Consider the following 21553-nt stretch of genomic DNA (forward strand, 5'->3'; position numbering starts at 1 on the left):
AAGGGGGACTTCCTGAGTAATAAGAAAGCCCCGGTTTTTTTTAATATTTATAAATTTTGTAGCCTTTGGTTGTGCCCTTATTGTCGGTTACGTTGATTACATAATAGCCAGGCGATAAACCGTTAAGGTCAAGCTCATAATGTGTATTATTAATGTTCGAGAACTTTTTAACTGTATGCCCTGTCCCAAACTCAGTAAGCTGCAGATCCGATATTTCAATGGAGTTATCCAGGTGCAATACGGAGGTTGCCGGATTTGGATAATAGGTGAGTTTGGATGTTGATGGGACTTTGGCCGGGATAACCTGATTGTTTTTGACATCAGCTACCGTGCCGGCGCCAACGGTGATGCGATAAATGGAGGCATCGGCGGCGCCAAGGGTAAAATTTATCGAATTATTGCTGATGTTTGATGTAGTGCCGGCATATAACTCCTTCATCGCATAAGTGCCATTAGGCAGACCAATACGGCTGAAGTTTACAGTGTATGACTTGCTGCTGGTACCATAGTTAAATGCAGCCAGATATAAATAGTTACCAATACTACGGGCAAACAGTTCACTTGTTCCGGTGCCGGTATTGCCGTCAACCGGTCTGAAGGCAACTCCATTACGCGCGATGTCCAATACATCCTGATTTTGGAAAAGAGTTTGCGCCCGGCCTGTCCATTGTCCGGTTGTGGAGTAGTTGTCGCCGGTAATTACGGTTCCTGTAATAACTCCAGAAGTGACTCGTATGTGATTAGTGCCCAATGTTTCGGTAGCTAAAACCTCATGATCAGCATCAATGTAATTATACATATAAGTTTGCCACCAGCCATAGTTGGTGCTGTTAAGTGTATACTTTGCATCGTTCACAGATGAATAAGCATCACAGGCTATCCTGCGCATGTGTGCATAACGAGCAGTTGCCAGATTGGGCGAAATAGCCGCGTATACCAACATTTGCCCGGCCAGCTGATCGGTTAAATATTCCATACCTTGCCTGTATGCTTGCATTCCTGTGTGGATATTGCCATCATAATAACTATCTGCTTCGATGGCTGCGTGCCCCAGGAAATCAATTTTGATCATCTGAAAGCCTGCAGTTTTAAAACGACCGATCATATAAGCTATCCGTTGCTTGGTGCCAGGGTGAGTAGGGTCCAGAGCACGGCAACCATCAAGATCATGATAGGCTCCATTTTCTTTCGCCCATATATCGGTATAATTATAAGTGCTGCCCTCTACCGTGCGACTACTTTTGCCCCAATCAACAAACGGAGCCCAGTAAACGCCCGGTGTTAGTCCTTTGCTTTTAGCGTAATCTGCAAATTGTTTCAGTTCGCTATCATTCAGGTTATCCCAATAGGAGTCAAGATCGATATAAGCTGTATTGCCATTGCGGAAACCGGTTAGATTGTTGGCGAAAAAATCAACCACGCCTTTGGCATTGGTTAAGTTCAGGTTGCTTTGTATCGCTCCCCAACTATTCCAGCCAAATGGAGTGGATGATGTCCAGTTAAAAATGTACGGAGGTTCGGCTATCCGGTTCGATTTTCCGTATTCTTCCATGCCGTCACGCCAGTCACTAAAAAAACCAACCATCATTTTGGGCGATTTACAGGTAGTTGCGCCCACACCAACCCAACCATGCCCTCTGACGTCGCGGGTTATATTTACATTGGTAAAACCGCCGAAAAGACTCAGCTGGGATAGCGTATTACCTGCTGAACCTACCATCTGTACCCCAGATTTCCAATCCTTATGTTCAATAGAGCCTAGTATCAGTCCATTACGGCTGTTGTTATCATATAAAGCGCTAACTTCCGAACTGGTAGTATTTACCGAACTGCTTAAAGATGCAGCATTGTATGAGATAAAAGTGTCATTATCGAAGGGTACATTTAATACCCGGTTATCTCCGCTTACGGGTAAAACAACATTATTGGATACCAGTGGAGTCATTCCATAGCTATTGGCACCTGTACCGTTCAGTAAAACTTCTGTATAAAAGTAACTTCGGTTATTATATACATAAAATACCTGTTGCATGGGTATAAGGCCGTTACCTGAAAGAGAGATAATGTGTTTAGTGCCCGAACCCAGACCGTCGGAAACAGGCGTGGAACTATAAGTGCGGGTAGAATAGTTAAGACTTGAATATAAATTATTTGATTGCGCAGTAGCATAAGCGTCGGTAATAACCTTAGTGCCATTAAAATAAACATTGTATTTGCCAGAGGTTAGGTCATATTCAATGCGGCTGTTGGGTGCAAAACTTATATTTTTTGTGGTAGCTGGTATTGTTGCCAAGCTTAATCTATCGGCATTAGGTGCATACCATCCTGGATTGTTTAAAGTAATAGTGTTATTTCCAGCATTTAAAGCTACGGTTAGGGTTGCTGTTGCCACGGTGGTCCATCCCCCTGACGGAACACAGGAAAGCTCTGTTGCGGCTGCATTATTTACAGATACAAAGAATGAACGTGGATCCTGGGTGGCATAATAAACAGTGAGTATATAGTTACCGGCAGTGCTTACATTCACAGTGTTAGTTACCGATCCTGTACCGAGGTTGCCCACCATTGATGCACCAGAACAAGATGGGCATGATTGTATATTGGCCCCGCCCGCTAATGTCCCGGCCTCAGCTTCGTAAAATATAGGGGCGATGCCTATCCGGTCTACATTTGGAGCCCACTGTAAGGCGTTATTATTTAATTTGATGGTATTGGCCCCTGCCTGTAAATTAATAACCAGCGTAGTAGTTGCCACAGTACTCCAGCTCCCCGAATTACAGGCTACTATTACAGCAGAATCGTTGTTTACTGTTATGTATAAATTACGTGGGTCGGCGGTTAGGTAATTTACAGATAGAGTATATTGACCAGCAGTAGCCACATTAACCGGGATACTAAGTGTCCCGTTTGATGGCCCGCCAAGATTACCCACTTGCTGCCCGCCAGAACTACTGCTATTGGTTTGTACAGCCGCGCCATTGGATATTGTACCCGATTCTGCTTCGGTCCAGGTAATTTGGGCAAATGTAACTTGCGTAATAAGAAGTAATAGGATGCTGAATAATGTAGTAAGCAGCTTTTGCCTGTTCTGCGGCAAAGCAGAGGGAATAAAACACACCTGTTTCATAGTATAAGATTTAAGTTTAATTGGTTCAAATTGGTAAGATCTGAAGTTACTTCCTAACGTTGTGGCAGGGAGTCTCAGCTCTTTTTGCAGCAAGAGCAAAGGATTGCTATGCTTGCTTTATAAAGGTATTAATTAAATTTTATTAATGTCAATATTACATTAATAAAATTTAATTAATAGGTAATACCTATTATCATCTCCCAATAAACTTATCGTTGGAAAAAGATGTATTCTTAAAATGGCATCGAAAAAATAAGCAATAATATACATGCCCGCTTAAAGCAGGGAGGTATAGAAGAGGTCTACGTGAGAGATTGGGGTTATTTGATTAGCTTATTATCAGAATCGGGGAATATCAATATAGGTTCGTAAGAGCGGGCTTCTTCGGCTTCCATGTAAGCGTATGACATAATAATCACAATATCACCCACCTGGGCTAACCTTGCGGTAGCGCCATTAAGGCAAACGGTACCGCTACCACGTTCGCCCTTTATTACATATGTTTCGAAGCGAGCGCCGTTATTATTATTTACAATCTGCACCTTCTCGTTAGGTATAATATTGGCCGCCTCAATTAAATCTTCGTCAATTGTAATACTGCCCACATAATTCAGTTCGGCTTGCGTTACCTTAACCCGGTGAAGTTTGGACTTTAATACTTCAATAATCATGGCGCAAAGTTAGGAATAATTTAGTCTATTGGTTCATTGGTTTATAAGTTCATTGGTCTTGGCAGTGCAATATTCAATTACAGCAACATGGGGTGATAAACTAATGAACTAATTAACCAGTGAACTAATGAGCTATCCCCCAATCAACATATTATCTATCAATCTTGTTTTACCGGCACGGGCAGCAACAAGCGCAACAATATTCTGAGTGTCTGCGACTGCGATATGCAAGGTTTTTCCGTCAACTATTTCAAAATATTCCAATTCGATCCCAGGTTCATTGCTGATCATTGATTCGGCCTGTTGCTTTATAGCTGGAATATTACCTGCATCAAAGTTGGTTTTAACCCAATTTAAGGTTTTTGAGAGTATGAGGGCATGTTCGCGATCATAGGGAGTTAAATGGATATTTCTTGAGCTCATGGCCAATCCATCAATTTCGCGCTGAATAGGACACATGATCATTTGGACTGGCATATGTAGCAGATCAACCATCTTACTCACAACCAGGAACTGCTGGTAATCTTTCTGACCAAAAAAAGCGAGATCGGGCTTAACAATATTAAATAGTTTAGAAACTACCTGAGTAACCCCCTGGTAGTGCCCTGGTCTAAACTTGCCTTCCAATAAATGCTCCAGATCGCCTATATCTAAATGCCATTTCTCATTATCATCATATATTTCACTAACGGTTGGATTAAACAGAACATCACAGCCCGATTGCTCAAGCATCGCTATATCCGCAGCTATAGGTCGTGGGTATTTTTCAAGATCCTTAGGGTCATTAAACTGAGTTGGGTTTACAAAAATGCTGCAAACTACTTCATCGCTATTTTGCTGTGCCTGTTTGATTAATGATATATGGCCCTGGTGCAGGGCGCCCATAGTTGGAACAAAACCCACTATTTTGCCCTGTTTAGAGGTAAAATACTGAGCTATTTCATTTTTGGTGGTAAATATTTTCAATGGAAAAGTTATTACAAATTTTGGTAAAGGTGTGCATTTGTATAAAAAATACCAAAAGTTACTTGCGTAATTCGTTGACAGTTCATATAATAATGCTTATATTTGCAGACTCAAATTTTTTGACTTCTTTACATATTTAATACTGATTAAGTGATGGGTAAATCTAAGCTTTTGTTTATAACTCATGAAATGTCTCCCTTTCTCGAACTCACAAAAATTGCTGAAATAACACGCCAACTTCCGCAGGCTATGCAGGAGAAAGGTTACGAGATCCGTATCCTTATGCCGCGTTTTGGCAATATCAATGAGCGCAGGAATAGACTTCATGAGGTGATCCGTTTATCGGGAATGAACATCATTATCAACGATAATGATAACCCGCTGATCATTAAAGTAGCATCTATCCCGGCGGCGCGTATGCAGGTGTATTTTTTAGATAATGAGGAATATTTTCAGCGTAAACATGTGTTTGGTGATAAAGACGGTAAGTTTTACGCTGATAACGACGAAAGAATGATTTTCTTTTGTAAAGGTGCATTGGAAACAGTAAAAAAATTAGGCTGGGCTCCGGATATTATCCATTGCCATGGCTGGTTAAGCGCATTGGTTCCGGCTTATTTAAAAACCACTTACAAAGACGATCCGACATTTAAAAACTCTAAAATTATTTATTCTATTTACGAAAATGATTTTAAAGAGAAATTAAATGCTGATTTCGCACAAAAAGCGGTAATGAGCAATATGACCGAAGATCATGTTGAAGCCTATAAAGAAGGCTCTAATTCTGCACTATACGCAGGAGCCATTCAGTACTCTGACGGAATTGTTTTGGGGAGTGAGAATATAGATGCAGATGTGTTAAATAATGTTAAAAACAGCAATAAATCGGTTTTAGAATTTGATTCTACCGCAGATTTCGAAAATTATTACAATTTTTACGACGAAATTACCAACGACGAATTGGTGCATGTTGCTTAATCTTTAATATTATATATGAAATTTTTAAGATTAGACTTATTGACCCTGTTAATAAGTCTTTTTATTTTTAATAGTTGTAAACGGCAGGATGGAATTGGTTTGGGTATCGACCCAACCAACCAGGTTAATGGTGCCTTGGTAGTGGATACCAATATCATTATCCGCACAGAAGTTGATTCAACTGCAGTAACGTCCGGACTTGCAAAAACACCGCTTGGTAACTTTACTGATCCTGCATTTGGTACCACTGTTTCAAATGTGGCTCTTGGTTTATCATTGCCGAATGATGCGGCATATACAGTACCTGCAGGTACATTAACTATAGACTCTGCCGTGCTTGTATTAAGGTATGCCAATGGTTTTTATGGCGACTCGGTAGCTACGCGTTACACCGCGAATGTTTATCAGTTAGCAGAAAAAGCAGGTGTCCAGACTTATTATAATACAAAACGCTGGCTCGTGAATACAGGAACTGTGTGGGGAACAAAAACATTTACTGCACGTACCCATGATAGCGTTACTATTGCCAATATCAGAACAGGTAAAGCAGATACTATACAAAAGGTAGGTCCACAGGTGCGTATCCCGTTTAGCAAGGCATTTATATATAATAACCTATTTAATGCAAACGGCTCGCAATTAGCCTCTACATTGCTTTTCCAAAATGCAGTAAAAGGATTATATATAACATTAGATAAAGGACAAGCTAATAACGTAGGTGGTATTTTACAATTAGCACTTGACTCTTCAAGGTTAGATGTATTTTATAAAACAGTTAACGGGGCAACAATTGACACTGCTACAGTATCATTGCCTTTTGTATCGCATAGCGCGGCAATAACATATACGTATACAACAACTATCCAGGCTTTATTAGCAGATAAAGTAAATTCACAAAATACAGTTTATTTGCAAGGATTGGCTGGATTACGGGCTAAAGTAAGTTTTCCGGATCTTAATAAATTTAATCCGGATTCGATTGTGTTAAACCGGGCCGAGCTGGTAATTACCCCTCAGCCTAATTCGGGTATACCATATGCGCCATTGCCTAAGTTAACCATGTACCAGTTAGATATAGCTCATCAGCGAACTTATATTCAGGATGCTTCACCAAGTGATGGGCGTAATCAAATATCTGCATTTGGTGGTAGGTATGATAAAACTAAAAAGGAATATCATTTTTTAGTGACGGCCTATGTTCAGGATCTGATTCGTAAAAAAACAGTAGACTACGGAACTTTTATCGCTCCGATTGATACCACTGAGGTTACCACAGTAAGCGGTAGCAGTGTTGGGACAACCAGTGTTTCTCCAAGCGTGCAAACTGCGGCCCGTACAATTGCAGTGGGTAGTGATAAAAGCTCACCTTATAAGATCAAGCTAAACATTATTTACACGCGTATACGCAAGTAAATAAAAGCACATATTAATAAAAAGAATCCCCGTTAAGGGGATTTTTTATTTAAGCCATTTCTACTTTTTAAAATTTATTTTGAAGTAGGGAAAAACTCTTTCCGTTTGTGAAAAAAACAAAATAATAAGCCGTCATTTATGTTATATAGCTAATTATTTTTGCTCCATTTACACTTTATTAAATTTACTATGTGCGGAATTGTTGGTTATATAGGTTATCGGGATGCTTATCCCATCGTTATAAAAGGGCTTCATCGTTTAGAGTATCGGGGTTATGATAGCGCCGGTATTGCTTTGCTTGACCAGGAACTGAAAGTTTATAAAAAGGCAGGAAAGGTTGATGACCTCGAAAAGTTTGTTAAAGATATTGATCTGAAAGGGTCAATTGGTATGGGGCATACCCGCTGGGCCACGCATGGCGAACCAAACGATCGTAATTCGCACCCTCATTCATCCGGAAATCGTAAGTTAACCATTATTCATAATGGCATTATCGAAAACTATGGTGTTATAAAAGAAACCTTACTGGCCAAAGGACATACTTTTAAAAGTGATACGGACACCGAAGTGCTGATTCATCTGATAGAGGATATACAGCTGCAGGGCGGGCTTGAATTGCGTGAAGCGGTGAGGGTTGCCTTAAACAAAGTAATAGGGGCATATGCTATTGTGATTATGAGTGCAGATGAGCCCGATCAGTTAATAGCGGCCCGTAAAGGGAGCCCAATGGTGATAGGTGTAGGCAAAGGAGAATACTTTATAGCCTCAGATGCTACACCAATTGTAGAATATACCAAAAATGTGATCTATTTAAATGATAATGAGATCGCCTACATCAACCGTGAAAATCTGCTGATCAAAAATATTGATAACTCGGTTCAGACACCATACATTCAGGAGCTTGATCTGAAGCTGGAGATGCTTGAAAAAGGCGGCTATGATCACTTTATGCTTAAAGAGATATATGAGCAACCCCGCTCTATTCGTGATTGTCTGCGTGGTCGTATATATCCGCAGCAAGGTAAAGTACAATTAGGTGGCATTAAAGAGTATGCGGAGAAGCTAAAAAATGTCGATCGTATCATTATTATAGCCTGTGGTACTTCCTGGCATGCTGGTTTAGTGGGCGAATATCTTATTGAGGAGTATGCACGTGTACCGGTTGAGGTGGAATATGCCTCAGAGTTCAGGTACCGAAATCCTATCATTACCGAAAAGGATTTAGTGATTGCCATTTCGCAATCGGGTGAAACTGCCGATACTATGGCAGCTATTGAATTGGCCAAAGAAAAAGGAGCTACCATATTTGGTGTTTGTAATGTAGTAGGTGCTTCTATTCCGCGTATTACCCATGCCGGAGTTTACACGCATGCCGGGCCCGAAATTGGTGTAGCATCTACAAAGGCTTTTACTGCCCAGGTGAGCGTATTAACGCTAATGGCATTTTACATAGCACAACAAAGAGGTACGATAACGCAAAGCAAACTGGTGGAATATCTAACAGAACTGAACGAGGTTCCGCAGCTGATAGAAAAAGCGTTAAAATCAAATGAGCGAGTAAAGGAAATCGCTGCGAAATTCAAAGATTCAACCAATTGTCTGTTTCTGGGCAGGGGAAGTTCCTTTCCCGTAGCGCTGGAAGGTGCTTTAAAGCTTAAGGAAATATCTTATATACATGCTGAGGGCTACCCGGCAGCCGAAATGAAACACGGTCCTATCGCCTTAATTGATGATGAAATGCCTGTGGTATTTATTGCTACACAACATTCATCTTACGAAAAAGTGATCAGTAATATTCAGGAGGTAAAAGCGCGTAAAGGTCACGTCATAGCTATTGTTACCGAAGGCGACACCGAGGTGAGGAATATGGCCGATTATGTGATTGAGATACCACAAACCAATGAAGCATTTGTACCGCTGGTAGCTACTATACCACTGCAACTATTGGCCTATCACATTGCAGTGATGCGGGGCTGCAATGTTGATCAGCCGCGTAACCTGGCTAAGTCTGTTACAGTGGAGTAGGGATTAGATTGGAGATGTTAGATTTGAGACAACTACATAGTTGTTTTAAATCTCAATTTTCGTTTTATAAAAAAGATGCCTCTTGCAAGGCATCTCAAATCTTATGTCTAACATCTCAAATCTATTAAGCCGGCATTTGTTTCATGGTTTCGGCCAGATCAAGCTCAAGACCTTTGGCAATAGCCATGCCTAAGTTGATATCTGCCCTGAACCAATGACACAGCTGACGATTAACGATTTGATCTTTTTTAGGTCCGTCGATACCACTCATGGAACCTACAATATTGTTGATCAGGTCTTTTTTCGCTTGTGCATCCATCAAACGATATAAATTACCAGGCTGAGTATAATGATCGTTTTCCCCTTCTCCGTTACGATCATACCAGTCGCCTACAGAATTGCCAAAATCCCAGGCCGGTTCTTTATAAGTTTGATCCGCCTCAATATCATCAAAACTGTTTGGGAAATAATTAGGGCCTGAACCTCCATTACCATCAACACGCATTTGCCCATCACGCTGATAATTGTTCACCATAAACGGACATTTATTAACCGGGATCTGCTCATAATTGCCACCCAAGCGATAACGGTGAGCATCTGGATAAGAAAGGATACGACCTTGTAACATTTTGTCGGGAGAATAACCCACTCCGTCAATTAAGTGCGCCGGGGCAAAAGCTGCCTGCTCTACATGGGCAAAATAATTATCAGGGTTTTCGTTTAACTCCATAACACCCACATCAATCAGAGGATAATCGGCGTGAGGCCATACTTTGGTCAAATCGAATGGGTTGATATGGTATGTTGCAGCGTCAGCTTCCGGCATTACCTGTATTTTCATATCCCATTTTGGGAAGTTGCCATTATCAATAGCGGTTAGCAAGTCATGTTGTGCAAAATCGGGATTTTTGCCACGCATTTCTCCGGCTTCTGCATCGGTAAAGTTTTTAATGCCTTGTTGCGTTTTAAAGTGGAATTTTACCCAAAATCTTTCATTTTTAGCATTGATAAACGAGAAGGTATGGCTACCAAACCCGTCCATATGACGATATCCATATGGAGTGCCCCTGTCGCTCATCAGGATGGTTACCTGGTGCAGGCTTTCTGGATTCAACGACCAAAAATCCCATACCATGGTGGCACTTTTGCAATTGGTATATGGGTCGCGTTTTTGGGTATGAATAAAATCACCAAATTTCTTAGGGTCTTTTATAAAAAATACGGGTGTATTGTTGCCTACTAAATCCCAGTTACCATCTTCTGTATAAAATTTAATAGCAAAGCCACGCGGATCTCGTTCCGTGTCGGCAGAGCCCTTTTCGCCGCCAACAGTTGAAAAACGTAAGAATAATTTTGTTTGCTTACCTATTTGATTGAATACTTTGGCACGTGTGTATTGTGAAATATCATGCGTTATGGTTAACGTTCCGTAAGCGCCAGATCCTTTGGCATGCACCACGCGTTCAGGAATGCGCTCGCGGTTAAAATGAGCCATTTTTTCATGAAGAATATAATCCTGTAACAGAATAGGCCCCCGCGGACCGGCAGTTTGCGAATTTTCATTTTCCGCATATGGCCTGCCAGAGGCAGTGGTGAGTTTCTTTTTATTAGTTTCCATAGTTATTGGGGTTTCTGATTCAAACTTCATCATAATATTTCAATAGAAAAAATCAATAATTGTTATATTTGAATAGAATTTCTCTATATGACTATTACTCAATTAGAATATATTGTAGCTGTTGACACTTACCGGAGTTTTGTGATTGCAGCCGAAAAATGCTTTGTTACCCAACCTACATTAAGTATGCAGGTGCAAAAGCTGGAAGATACCCTGGGCGTGAAGTTATTTGACAGAAGTAAGCAGCCGGTAACACCCACCGAAATAGGGATCGAGATTATTACGCAAGCCCGTATCTTGTTGTCGGAAAGCGAAAAGATAAAGGAAATTATTACCGACAGGCAAAAAGAATTATCGGGCGAATTAAGGGTTGGTATTATTCCTACAGTATCTCCTTATATATTACCTAAGATCATTAAGGGTTTTATTGAAAAGTTTCCGCAGGTTAAGCTGATAGTTTGGGAGCAAACTACCGAAGAGATCATACAGCAGTTAAAGCTGGGAATGATTGACTGCGGTATTATGTCGACCCCGCTGCATGAAAGTTCATTAACGGAGATCCCCGTATTTTACGAAAACTTTGTAGCCTATGTATCCAAAAACAGCAAGCTCTCCAAAAAAAAGAATATCAACCCCGAAGATATTGATATGGAAGAGATATGGGTGCTTAACGAAGGGCATTGTATGCGGGAGCAAGTTTTGAATATTTGCCAGCGACGTAAATCAACCAAAGGTTTTCTGCATTTTGAGTATAATACCGGCAGCGTGGAAACCCTGAAGCGTATGGTTGATCAAAATAACGGTGCTACCATATTACCTGAGTTAGCTTTGGCTGAGCTAACTGAAAAGCAGTTAGACAAAGTTCGTTATTTTAAATCGCCCGAACCTGCTCGCGAAGTAAGCATAGTAATACAGCGTAATTTTTTAAAACGTAGAATGATCGAAGCCTTAAAAAATGAAATACTTGAGTTTGTACCCAAACGAATGAAGAGTAAAAAGAAAAAAGAAGTAATGGATATTTGAGTTTTAAGCCTGTAAAAGGGTTTAGCTATTTTCGGATTCTGGAGTTTTATTATTTGTAATTGTTCTAAATAATTTGGATTGTTAGGCTTCGTGTCTTATTTTTGGCGAATTATTTATAATTAGTCTAAATAAAATGGCGCAACCCCAACTTAATTTTCACAAACTATTTTCTCTCTCAATTTTCGCAATTATACTGTTCTTCAATTCTGCTGCAATTGCTCAGCAATCTACTAAAGGAATTATCAAAGGTCACGTTGTAATCCAGAATGATGGGCCTGCCGAAAACGTTTCGGTTACTTTAAAAGGTACAAAATATGGTACTGTGACCAACGAAGACGGTGATTTTACTTTACGAGTTCCACAAGGTAAGTACACCCTGATTATCTCGCAGGTTGGCAGCAAGAGCCAGGAAACCTCTGTTGATCTGGCAAATGGGCAAACGCTTACATTACCACAATTTACTGTTAGCAAAGCTTCCAATAATTTGCAGGAAGTAAGTATCAGTGGCAGCAAGGTCAATAAATTTAAAACCAAAAAGAGTGTTGACGTTGCCAAGATGCCTCTAAACAATTTGGAGAATGCACAGGTTTACACCACCATAACTAACCAGTTAATACAAGAGCAACAGATATTTTCGGTTGACGATGCTATACGTAACGCTCCGGGTATACAAAAAATGTGGGAAGCAACTGGTCGTGGTGGCGATGGTGGCAGTTATTATAATTCCCGTGGTTTTATTGTACAAAGTAAGCTGCGCAATGGTATAGCCGGCAATGTAACCTCAACCATCGATGCCGTTAACTTAGAAAGAATAGAAGTGATCAAGGGGCCGTCGGCAACTTTATTCGGAAGTACACTAACCTCTTACGGCGGTTTAATCAACCGGGTAACCAAAACTCCTTACGACTCTTTTGGCGGCGAGGTTTCATTTGCTGATGGTAATTATGATTTTCACCGGGTTGCCCTCGATATAAACACACCTTTGGATGTGCAGAAAAAAGTGTTATTCCGTTTAAATACTGCTTTTAATAATGATGGCAGTTTCCAGAATAATGGGTTTAACCGTTACTGGGCCATCGCGCCAAGTTTACTTTATAAAGTTAATGACAGGTTAACGATATCAGCCGATGCGGAATTGTCTTATGGTAAAAATATTGGCAAATCTATCTTCTTTATGCCATATAATCAGACTGTTGCAGCTTTGGGTTATACTAGTGCCGATCAGTTAAAATTAGATTATAAACAATCTTATCATGGTGATGGTCTGACACAGACGTCAAACAGCACCAGTTTTTTTGGCCAGGTAAAATATAAAATATCCGATCAGTGGACAACCAACACCAATATCAGCGCAACGCACAGCTTTTCAAACGGTTTTAATCCTTACTTTTATTTACTTCCCAAGGATTCAATTTCCCGTGAGGATCAGTCAACAAAAAACAGTACTGATGACATGATCGAAATTCAGCAAAACTTTAATGGTGATTTCAAGATCGGCAAATTCCGGAACAGATTTGTTGGTGGTTTGGATTTTTTCAGGGAAAACTCCAATCAACATTTTTTCAGCACAGCGTTTGACAGGGCTTCTGTATTGGGAAGCCATGACTACTCCAACTTTAACCAGATGAATATGGATGCCGTTTATGCAAAAGGTACAGCCTTTGTTTATCCATCTGTTTATAAAACAAATACCTATAGCGCTTATGTTTCTGATGTATTTAATATCACCGATCAGTTAATTGCCTCGGCCGCTATCCGTGTTGACCGTTTTGATAATAAAGGTAATTACAACCCGGCAACCAACACTACATCCGGAGGATTTAAACAAACCGCCTTTTCACCCAAATTTGGCCTGATCTACCAGCCGGTTAAAGATCATGTGGCATTATTTGCTAACTACCAGAATGGCTTTACCAATAAAAATGGTCTAAGTGAAAATAATAAACCGTTGAAGCCTGAACAGGCTAACCAAATTGAAGGCGGGGTTAAAATTGACCTGTTTGATGGTAAATTAAGCAGTACCTTAAGCTATTATGATATTAAGGTAAAAGACATCGTTCGTCAATCAACTATCAACCAGGCACTATCGGTACAGGACGGTACACAGTTAAGTAAGGGCTTTGAGGCCGAAGTAATAGCGAATCCTGTAACGGGCTTAAATATTATCGCCGGTTTTTCATACAACGATTCAAAACTGGAGAAAACTGCTGATCTGACAGTGGAAGGTTTGCGGCCAACAACTGCCGGATCTCCTTATACAGCCAACTTTTGGGCCAGCTACCGTATTTCAAAAGGTCTTGTAAAAGGTTTGGGCTTTGGCTTTGGTGGTAATTACGCCAGCGATAACAAAATTATAAACAGTAAAACGCTTGGTGTATTTTCATTGCCTGCATACACGGTATTAAATGCCTCTGTATTTTATGATACAAACCAATACAGGGTAGGGTTTAAAATGGATAACCTCACCAACGAAAAATACTGGATAGGTTATACCACTGTTAATCCGCAGAAGTTAAGAAGTTACGCTCTTACATTTGCCTATAAGTTTTAACACTGATGACGAGATTTAAAAAAGTCATATTATTTTGCCACCGCTGGCTCGGATTTATATCCGGGCTCGTGGTGTTTATAGTAAGTGTTACCGGCTGCTTGTTCTGTTTTCAGGATGAGATACAGGATGCCTTTTGCAGTTACCGTAAAGTTGAGGTACAGCATAAACCCTTTCTTGATCCATCAGTATTAAAAGCCGCAGCTTTAAAAGGACGTAAGGGAGCTACTGCCACCTATATGTATTATTATGGTGTTGATCGTCCTGCGGGGATATTGGTCAACCAACCTAAAGACGGGATGCTGTATGTTTATCTTAACCCCTATACCGGCAAAGTAACCCACATAGAAAACCCCACGAAGAATTTTTTTATAGTGGTAGAGTTTATACACCTTTACCTGTTGCTGCCTCCTAAAATAGGCAGCCTGGTGGTGGGAATATCCGTTATTATATTCATGGTGATCATGATCACCGGGTTAATACTATGGTGGCCTAAGCGCAAAAGCGACCGTAAACGCAGCTTCAATATCAAATGGAACGGGCGTTGGCGCAGGGTAAATTATGATCTGCATAACGTATTGGGTTTTTATGCTACTTCCATCGCACTTATATTATCCATAACCGGCTTATCCATGGTATTTCAATCGGTTAGGGAAGGTATTTATGCTACCGCTAACCTGGGCCGCTCTTACCCATCAGAAAAAGAAGTACTCAAGTCCGACTCGCTTTTGAAGAACAAATTTAGCGGTAAACCCATTGTTGACCAGGTATTTGCAATGGCACAGGCACGGGCCCCAAAAACCGAAATGTACTCCATCATGGAAGATGCATCCGCCGCAGGAACAATTGGTATCAATGCCTACGCACAAACCCTGCATTATTACAAGAGCGATGAATTTATTTTTGAAAAATATACAGGCAAACTCCTGAAACAAATTCCGCATGACAAGAAAAGCCCGGGCATGAAAATGAATGACATGAATTATGATCTGCATGTAGGGCAAATAGGTGGTTTAACCACCAAAATTATCGCGTTTTTAGTGAGTTTGATCTGCGCTTCGTTACCCATAACTGGTTTTATCATCTGGCTGGGGAAACGTAAGAAAACAAAATCAAAGAAAGTGAAAGAAGTTGTGCATCGTAGGGTGCATAAACAGCATTTGGCATAACATTTATGGTCATGCCGAACTTGTTTCGGCATCCCATAAGCAAAGTTTATAGCATGCTGATCAGCTTGTCCTGTGGGATCCTGAAACAAGTTCAGGATGACAACTAATTGGTGATGCTCAGGAAGCAGGTGAATAATCTATCACCACATCATCACTTACCGGGTGACCGGTGCAGGTAAGTACCCAGCCTTCGGCGATATCTGCATCCGTGAGCACATCATTTTTTACCATTTCAATTTTCCCGCTGTTGCACCGAGCGGTACAGGTTGAGCATACCCCGTTTCTGCAACTGTACGGCAGCTGTACGTTGTTTTGCAAGGCTGCCTGTAATATCGACTGATTTTCGCCAACGGCAAGGTCATGCAGTTCATTTTTAAATTTGATCCTGATGGTTCTGGGTGGAAAATTCAGTGCGGTACGGGTAACAGCTACGGTCTCTATCACAAAATTTTCCCGGCGGATCTGTTTGGGATCGATCCCCATATATACCAGTGCGAACCTGATCATTCGCATATAAGCAAAAGGTCCGCAGAGGTAAAATTCCGCTTTATCTCTATCCTGTTGTACGAGCTGGCGGGTAAGGGCCTCTACTTTATCATTGTTCAGCCGGTTGGCTTCACTGCTTAACAGGTAAATGACCTTAAACCTGTCGGGATATTTTTCGGCCAGTTGATCCAACTCATGTTTAAACACAATAGAATGGGCATCCTGATTGCTGTAAATGAGCGTAAGTCTGCTTTTCCCAGGGCGTTTGAGTACATATTTGATCTGCGAAAATATGGGTGTAATGCCTGTACCTCCGGCAAAAAATAAAATATCCTTTTCCTGTTCAAATTGAGTGATAGTGAACCTCCCTGCCGGGGCCAATGCGGTTAAAACATCTCCCTGGTGTTCTTTAGCCAGCATAAAGCGGGAAATTTCACCATTGGTGATGCGTTTTACGGTGATAAATAACAACCCCTCATCAGGTGATGAACCCAGCGAGTACGACCTCCTGATCTCCTCGTTGCGATGGTTAAATATCAACGTAACAAACTGCCCTGCTTTATAAGGGATGGGCTTGCCAGAAACATTGCTTAAATAAAAAGTAGCCGTATCCTTTGTTTCCCACTTTATCCGTTCAATTTTTAGTTGTAGTATATCCTCATTCATGAAAGCTATCCATGTTTTGCTGCAAGCTTTTTGCGTATTAAGCTGTTCTTTTTACCGTAGGTGAAATATATAACTAAACCAATTGCCAACCAAATTATTAATCGCAGCCAGGTATCGCCGGGTAAAAAGGTCATCATGGCAAAGCAAACCAAGATGCCTAATATAGGTACTACCGGCACCCATGGCGTTTTAAATGGCCGGTGAATATTAGGTTGCTGCTTTCGTAAAATCAACACACCGGCGCATACCATCACAAAGGCCAGCAGCGTACCTATGCTGGTCATTTCGCCTACCACCCGGATAGGTACAAATGCAGCGAACAAGGCGATAAAGGTACAGAGCACGATATTCGATTTCCATGGAGTGCGAAATTTAGGATGTACGTCTGAAAATACTTTGGGTAACAACCCATCCTTCGACATGGAGAAAAATACCCTTGATTGGCCCAGCAGATCAACCAGAATCACCGATGTATAACCGATCAATATAGCCAGCACAATGGCTTTGCTGAGCCATTGGTAATGCGTCTTTTCGATAGCGATGGCAACCGGAGCACCAGAGCCGATGAACTCTTTATAGTTGGCCATACCTGTCATGACATGGGCGAAGATCACAAATAAAATGGTACACACCACCAGCGAACCAATGATACCAATGGGCATATTGCGCTGCGGATTTTTGGCCTCCTGTGCCGCGGTTGATACGGCATCAAAGCCGATGAATACGAAGAATACCAGTCCGGCCCCCCTCAATATGCCCGACCATCCGTAATCGCCCCATACTCCTGTATTTTGGGGTATATAAGGATGATAATTCTGTGGGTTGATGAACGACCAGCCCACAGCTATAAACACCAGAACCACACCAACTTTTAAGGTAACAATAATGGCGTTAACTAGCGCCGAACCTTTTGTGCCCCGGATAATGATAGCAGTAACCACAATCACAATCAGCGCGGCAGGCAGGTTAATAATACCGTGTGCGATATCGCCACTGGCTCCTTTTGCGGTTTCAAAAGGCGACATGATCAGCTGTGGAGGTAGGTAGAGGTCAAACCAGGATAAAAACTTGGTCAGGTATTGCGACCAACTGATGGCCACTGTAGCCGCTCCTACGGAATATTCCAATACCAAGTCCCAGCCAATGATCCAGGCAAAAAGCTCACCCATAGTAGCGTAGGAATAGGTATAAGCACTGCCGGCTACGGGTATCATAGCCGAAAATTCGGCATAACAAAGTGCTGCGAAGGCACAACCTACAGCGGCTATTAAAAATGATATGGTTACCGCCGGACCCGAATGCTGCCCTGCTGCGATGCCTGTTAATGAGAATAAGCCAGCCCCGATGATAATGCCGATACCGATAAGGATAAGATTAACCGGGCCTAATGTGCGTTTTAAAGAGTGTTCACTGTCCTCTGCCGATTCCTGCAATAGCAGGTCGATGGGTTTTTTGATCATGCCTGAAATAAAGTCCACAAAATTAGTAGATTATTTTGCAATCGTTTTATTTATTGGCAGATAAGCTTATCGTCTAGGGAATTGAATGTGTTAGTTTGTTGATTATCAGTTATTTTATATACTAGCACCATAGATTTTGCAATACAATTTTACCAAACTGTGAGGATTTTTCCATCCTGTCAACGGCCTTTTGAGCATTTTTAAAATCATACACCTCATCAACTATGGGCACTATGCCGTGCTTGTTTACAAAATCGATCATTGCAGCAAAATCATCAGAGGTGCCCATGGTGGTACCCAGTAGCTGTAGTTGTTTCCAGAATACCTTGCGCCCATCCAGCGGTGGGATATTACCTGCTGTTCCGCCGAATATCACGATACGGCCACCGGGGTTACAAAGGTCGGGGAATTTGGCAAAACCCGCGCCCAGGGCACTGTCGATGATAATATCAAAACCGTGGGCCATCAGTTTCAGTTGCTCGGCCCAGTCCTGCGCTTTATAATTTACGCCTGCGGCTGCCCCCATTTTTTTTGCCCGTTCAATTTTTTCGCCGCTGCCTGAGGTTACGAACACCTGGCAACCTGCGGCAACGGCCCATTGCAGGGCGAAAGCTCCTGTACCGGCGCCCACACCCGATATCAAAACCCTATCGCCTTTTTTGGCCTTAGCCTTGGTAAACAGTGCCCGGTAAGCGGTTAAACCTGCCAGCGGAATAGCCGCTGCCTGCTCCCAGGTAAGGTGGTTGGGTTTGGCGTGCAGATATTCTACCCGGGTTTTTACATATTCGGCAAAGGTGCCATCATCAGGCAGACCTAATATTTTAAAATCGGCGCCCTGGTAATCATCACTTTTGCCATAATTGTTGCTGGGGTTGATCACTACTTCTTTACCGATCCAGTGTTTATCCGCTTCGCTGCCTACTTCGGCTACTACACCGGCACCGTCTGATCCCAGTATAGTAGGATATTTGATGCCAGCGTATTTGCCTACCGTTATCCAATAGTCGCGGCGGTTTAGGGCTGCTGCTTTGATGTGTACCAAAACCTCGCCGGGGGCAAGGGTTGGTTTTTCAACTTCTTTACATATCAGTGGTTTATCGGCGGCTTCTAAAACGATGGCTTTCATATGTTAATTATTGAATTAGTGAATTAGCGATTTTTTCTCCGGGGTTACTATACTATCATTAAAATTAACTAAAAAAGCGGCAAGGTAAAACCCTGCCGCTTTTTTAATATACTTAGCTTAAAAAATTAAGCGGTTGCTTTTGCGTAAAGCTCGGCAACGTGTTTCCAGTTGATCACGTTCCAGATAGCAGCCAGGTAATCCGGGCGACGGTTCTGATATTTCAGGTAGTACGCGTGCTCCCAAACGTCGATACCTAAAATCGGGGTGCCTTTTACCTCGGCGATATCCATTAACGGATTGTCCTGGTTAGGGGTTGATGTTACGGCCAGTTTTTTATCGGAAGTAACAATTAACCATGCCCAGCCCGATCCGAAACGGGTTGCACCGGCTTCTGATACTTTGGTTTTGAAATCAGCAAATGAACCGAAAGTGCTTTTGATAGCATCGGCCAAAGCGCCTGTAGGCTCGCCGCCTCCACTTGGAGAAAGCAATGTCCAGAATAAAGAGTGGTTATAATGACCGCCACCATTGTTGCGTACAGCAGCCGGGAATTTAGAAATATTTTTGATGATATCGTCGATATTGCTATCCGCCTCTGGCTTGCCTTCTAAAGCTTTATTTAAGTTGGTTACGTAAGCCTGGTGGTGTTTGCCATGGTGAATTTCCATGGTTAGTTTATCAATGTGCGGTTCCAATGCATCGGTAGCGTAGGATAACGCCGGTAGTGTAAATGCCATAATTGTTTATTATTAAAGTTTAAAAGTTTAATGTTGTGACGTAACAAATATAAGAGATGAACTGAGTTTTTGTTCTAAAAAATTTGTCAGGATTGTGTCTGAACTCGAATTTATGGAATTAAAGAATTTTGGAATTTTATTTCAAAAATTAATGCATTCTGTTAATTCCTGAATTCGATAAATTCGAGTTGTGATTTATTTCTTCCTTTTCCCCTTAAAAAAACTCTTCACTAGTTCTGAGCATTCGTTTTCGCGAATGCCGCCGGTGATTACGGTTTTAGGGTGCGTTATTTTTTGGTTGAGCCTGCCGAAGCCCAGCTTGGTATCATATGCCCCAAACACTATCCGGCTTACCTGGAACCAGTACGATGCCCCGGCGCACATTACGCAGGGTTCCATGGTTACATACAAAGTACAACCTTGTAGGTACTTACCGCCCATAGAGTTGGCCGCGGCCGTAAGGGCCTGCATTTCGGCATGGGCCGATACATCGTTCAGTCGCTCGGTGAGGTTATGGCCACGACCGATGATCTTGCCGCCCGATACTACAATAGCACCGATGGGTATTTCGTCTTCTTCCAGGGCATATTTGGCTTCTTTTAAAGCTTCACCCATAAAAAAATCATCCGGCGAGATAGTGGGTTCATCTTCAAAGCTGAAGTATCTCATTCTAAATTAATTTGCTGCCGTTAGGCACGGGTTTATCTACAGCGGCTAAAACAATGTCGCCATTTTCGTCGGCAAAGCCGGTTACCAAAAACTCCGACATAAATTTACCGATCTGTTTTTTGGGAAAATTGATCACGCCGATGATCTGGCGACCAGGCAATTCGTCTAAAGTATAATGTTTAGTAATCTGCGCGCTTGACCATTTGATACCAAATTCACCAAAATCAACCCTGACCTTATAGGCCGGTTTACGGGCTTCGGGAAATGCTGTTGCTTCAAGGATGGTTCCGATCCGGAGCTCTACTTGCTCAAAATCGTGCCAGGTAATCGTATCCATAATGGCAAAGGTAAAAAATAGATGTGGGGATTTTGTGTGGTGGATATGCAGATTGGTATACGGAATGAAAAATTATGTCATTGCGAGGAGGAACGACGAAGCAATCTCGTAGCTATACAGAGGGGTTTTGCAAGACGTATACCCGCTCATGGCCGCGGGAGGGCCTAGTTACTTTTCCTTGATGAAAAGTAACCAAAAATCAAGTCACCAGAAATGCTTCTTTGCCGCACGTGGCCTTTACCCGGCAAAGCGGGCAGAACCACGGCTGCTAAACCTTACCTCTACTTCGTTCGCTCATTATCCCCCGCTTCAGGTAAGGTTCGCTATGCCCCACAGCCGCACAAGCCACCATCTTTCTGCCCGCTTTCGCCCGAAGCTTATCTGCTGACGGGAGAAGAAGAGTTATTTTTCAATCACTAATTTACTAAATGAATAATTCAATAATTAAAAAGGCTTATCTGCTGATGGAAGAAAAGATTTGTTTTATCAATGATTAAATAAATCAAGGCAATCCTATAATCGGATAAATCAAGG

At 41.8% G+C, this 21553-nt stretch carries 16 protein-coding genes; 6 read left to right on the plus strand and 10 right to left on the minus strand.

Annotation, left to right across the window (positions count from 1 at the left end):
- Positions 1-40: 40 nt before the first annotated feature.
- From G7092_RS23285 to panC, 3 genes are all read right to left on the minus strand, one after another.
- Complete coding sequence (locus G7092_RS23285) at positions 41-3127, minus strand: CBM35 domain-containing protein (RefSeq protein ID WP_166093094.1); 3087 nt, start codon at positions 3125-3127, stop codon at positions 41-43.
- Positions 3128-3447: 320 nt separating this feature from the next.
- Positions 3448-3798, minus strand: a complete 351-nt coding sequence (panD, locus tag G7092_RS23290; protein WP_166093096.1) for an aspartate 1-decarboxylase — start codon at positions 3796-3798, stop codon at positions 3448-3450.
- Between the two features lie 132 nt (positions 3799-3930).
- A complete protein-coding gene (gene panC / locus G7092_RS23295) occupies positions 3931-4764 on the minus strand; it encodes a pantoate--beta-alanine ligase (protein WP_166093098.1) in 834 nt (277 codons plus the stop codon).
- A gap of 153 nt (positions 4765-4917) precedes the next feature.
- Between panC and G7092_RS23300 the strand changes: the two genes are divergently transcribed.
- From G7092_RS23300 to glmS, 3 genes are all read left to right on the plus strand, one after another.
- The gene (locus G7092_RS23300) at positions 4918-5742 is read left to right on the plus strand and encodes a glycogen/starch synthase (RefSeq protein ID WP_166093101.1); all 825 of its coding nucleotides are present in this window, start codon (positions 4918-4920) and stop codon (positions 5740-5742) included.
- A 15-nt stretch (positions 5743-5757) separates the two neighbouring features.
- Positions 5758-7155 (plus strand): DUF4270 family protein, encoded by a 1398-nt coding sequence (locus tag G7092_RS23305; protein ID WP_166093103.1) that lies wholly within the window; start codon positions 5758-5760, stop codon positions 7153-7155.
- Between the two features lie 189 nt (positions 7156-7344).
- Positions 7345-9180, plus strand: coding sequence for a glutamine--fructose-6-phosphate transaminase (isomerizing) (gene glmS / locus G7092_RS23310; RefSeq protein ID WP_166093105.1), 1836 nt, complete (start codon positions 7345-7347; stop codon positions 9178-9180).
- A gap of 124 nt (positions 9181-9304) precedes the next feature.
- Here glmS and G7092_RS23315 read toward each other — a convergent pair whose 3' ends face one another.
- The gene (locus tag G7092_RS23315; protein ID WP_166093108.1) at positions 9305-10798 is read right to left on the minus strand and encodes a catalase; all 1494 of its coding nucleotides are present in this window, start codon (positions 10796-10798) and stop codon (positions 9305-9307) included.
- 87 nt (positions 10799-10885) lie between these two features.
- Here G7092_RS23315 and G7092_RS23320 point away from each other — a divergent pair, with 87 nt between their 5' ends.
- From G7092_RS23320 to G7092_RS23330, 3 genes are all read left to right on the plus strand, one after another.
- On the plus strand, positions 10886-11821 hold the full coding sequence (locus G7092_RS23320) for a hydrogen peroxide-inducible genes activator (RefSeq protein WP_166093110.1): 936 nt from the start codon (positions 10886-10888) through the stop codon (positions 11819-11821).
- Between the two features lie 133 nt (positions 11822-11954).
- On the plus strand, positions 11955-14372 hold the full coding sequence (locus G7092_RS23325) for a TonB-dependent receptor (protein ID WP_166093112.1): 2418 nt from the start codon (positions 11955-11957) through the stop codon (positions 14370-14372).
- A gap of 5 nt (positions 14373-14377) precedes the next feature.
- Positions 14378-15538 carry a PepSY-associated TM helix domain-containing protein gene (locus G7092_RS23330; protein WP_166093114.1) on the plus strand — a complete coding sequence of 387 codons (1161 nt, stop codon included), beginning with the start codon at positions 14378-14380 and terminating at the stop codon, positions 15536-15538.
- Positions 15539-15655: 117 nt separating this feature from the next.
- Here the strand turns inward: G7092_RS23330 and G7092_RS23335 are convergent, their stop codons facing one another.
- From G7092_RS23335 to G7092_RS23360, 6 genes are all read right to left on the minus strand, one after another.
- Positions 15656-16690 (minus strand): ferredoxin--NADP reductase, encoded by a 1035-nt coding sequence (locus G7092_RS23335; protein ID WP_166093116.1) that lies wholly within the window; start codon positions 16688-16690, stop codon positions 15656-15658.
- Between the two features lie 5 nt (positions 16691-16695).
- On the minus strand, positions 16696-18150 hold the full coding sequence (locus G7092_RS23340) for an amino acid permease (protein WP_166093188.1): 1455 nt from the start codon (positions 18148-18150) through the stop codon (positions 16696-16698).
- A gap of 121 nt (positions 18151-18271) precedes the next feature.
- A complete protein-coding gene (locus tag G7092_RS23345; RefSeq protein ID WP_166093119.1) occupies positions 18272-19276 on the minus strand; it encodes a zinc-binding dehydrogenase in 1005 nt (334 codons plus the stop codon).
- A 125-nt stretch (positions 19277-19401) separates the two neighbouring features.
- Positions 19402-20013: a superoxide dismutase gene (locus G7092_RS23350; protein WP_166093121.1), complete on the minus strand. Its 612-nt coding sequence runs from the start codon at positions 20011-20013 to the stop codon at positions 19402-19404.
- A gap of 195 nt (positions 20014-20208) precedes the next feature.
- Positions 20209-20682: a nucleoside deaminase gene (locus tag G7092_RS23355; RefSeq protein WP_166093123.1), complete on the minus strand. Its 474-nt coding sequence runs from the start codon at positions 20680-20682 to the stop codon at positions 20209-20211.
- A gap of 1 nt (position 20683) precedes the next feature.
- A complete protein-coding gene (locus G7092_RS23360) occupies positions 20684-21019 on the minus strand; it encodes a tRNA-binding protein (RefSeq protein WP_166093125.1) in 336 nt (111 codons plus the stop codon).
- Positions 21020-21553 lie beyond the last annotated feature (534 nt).

It is taken from the genome of Mucilaginibacter inviolabilis (genome assembly GCF_011089895.1).
In the GTDB taxonomy this organism is placed as follows: domain Bacteria; phylum Bacteroidota; class Bacteroidia; order Sphingobacteriales; family Sphingobacteriaceae; genus Mucilaginibacter; species Mucilaginibacter inviolabilis.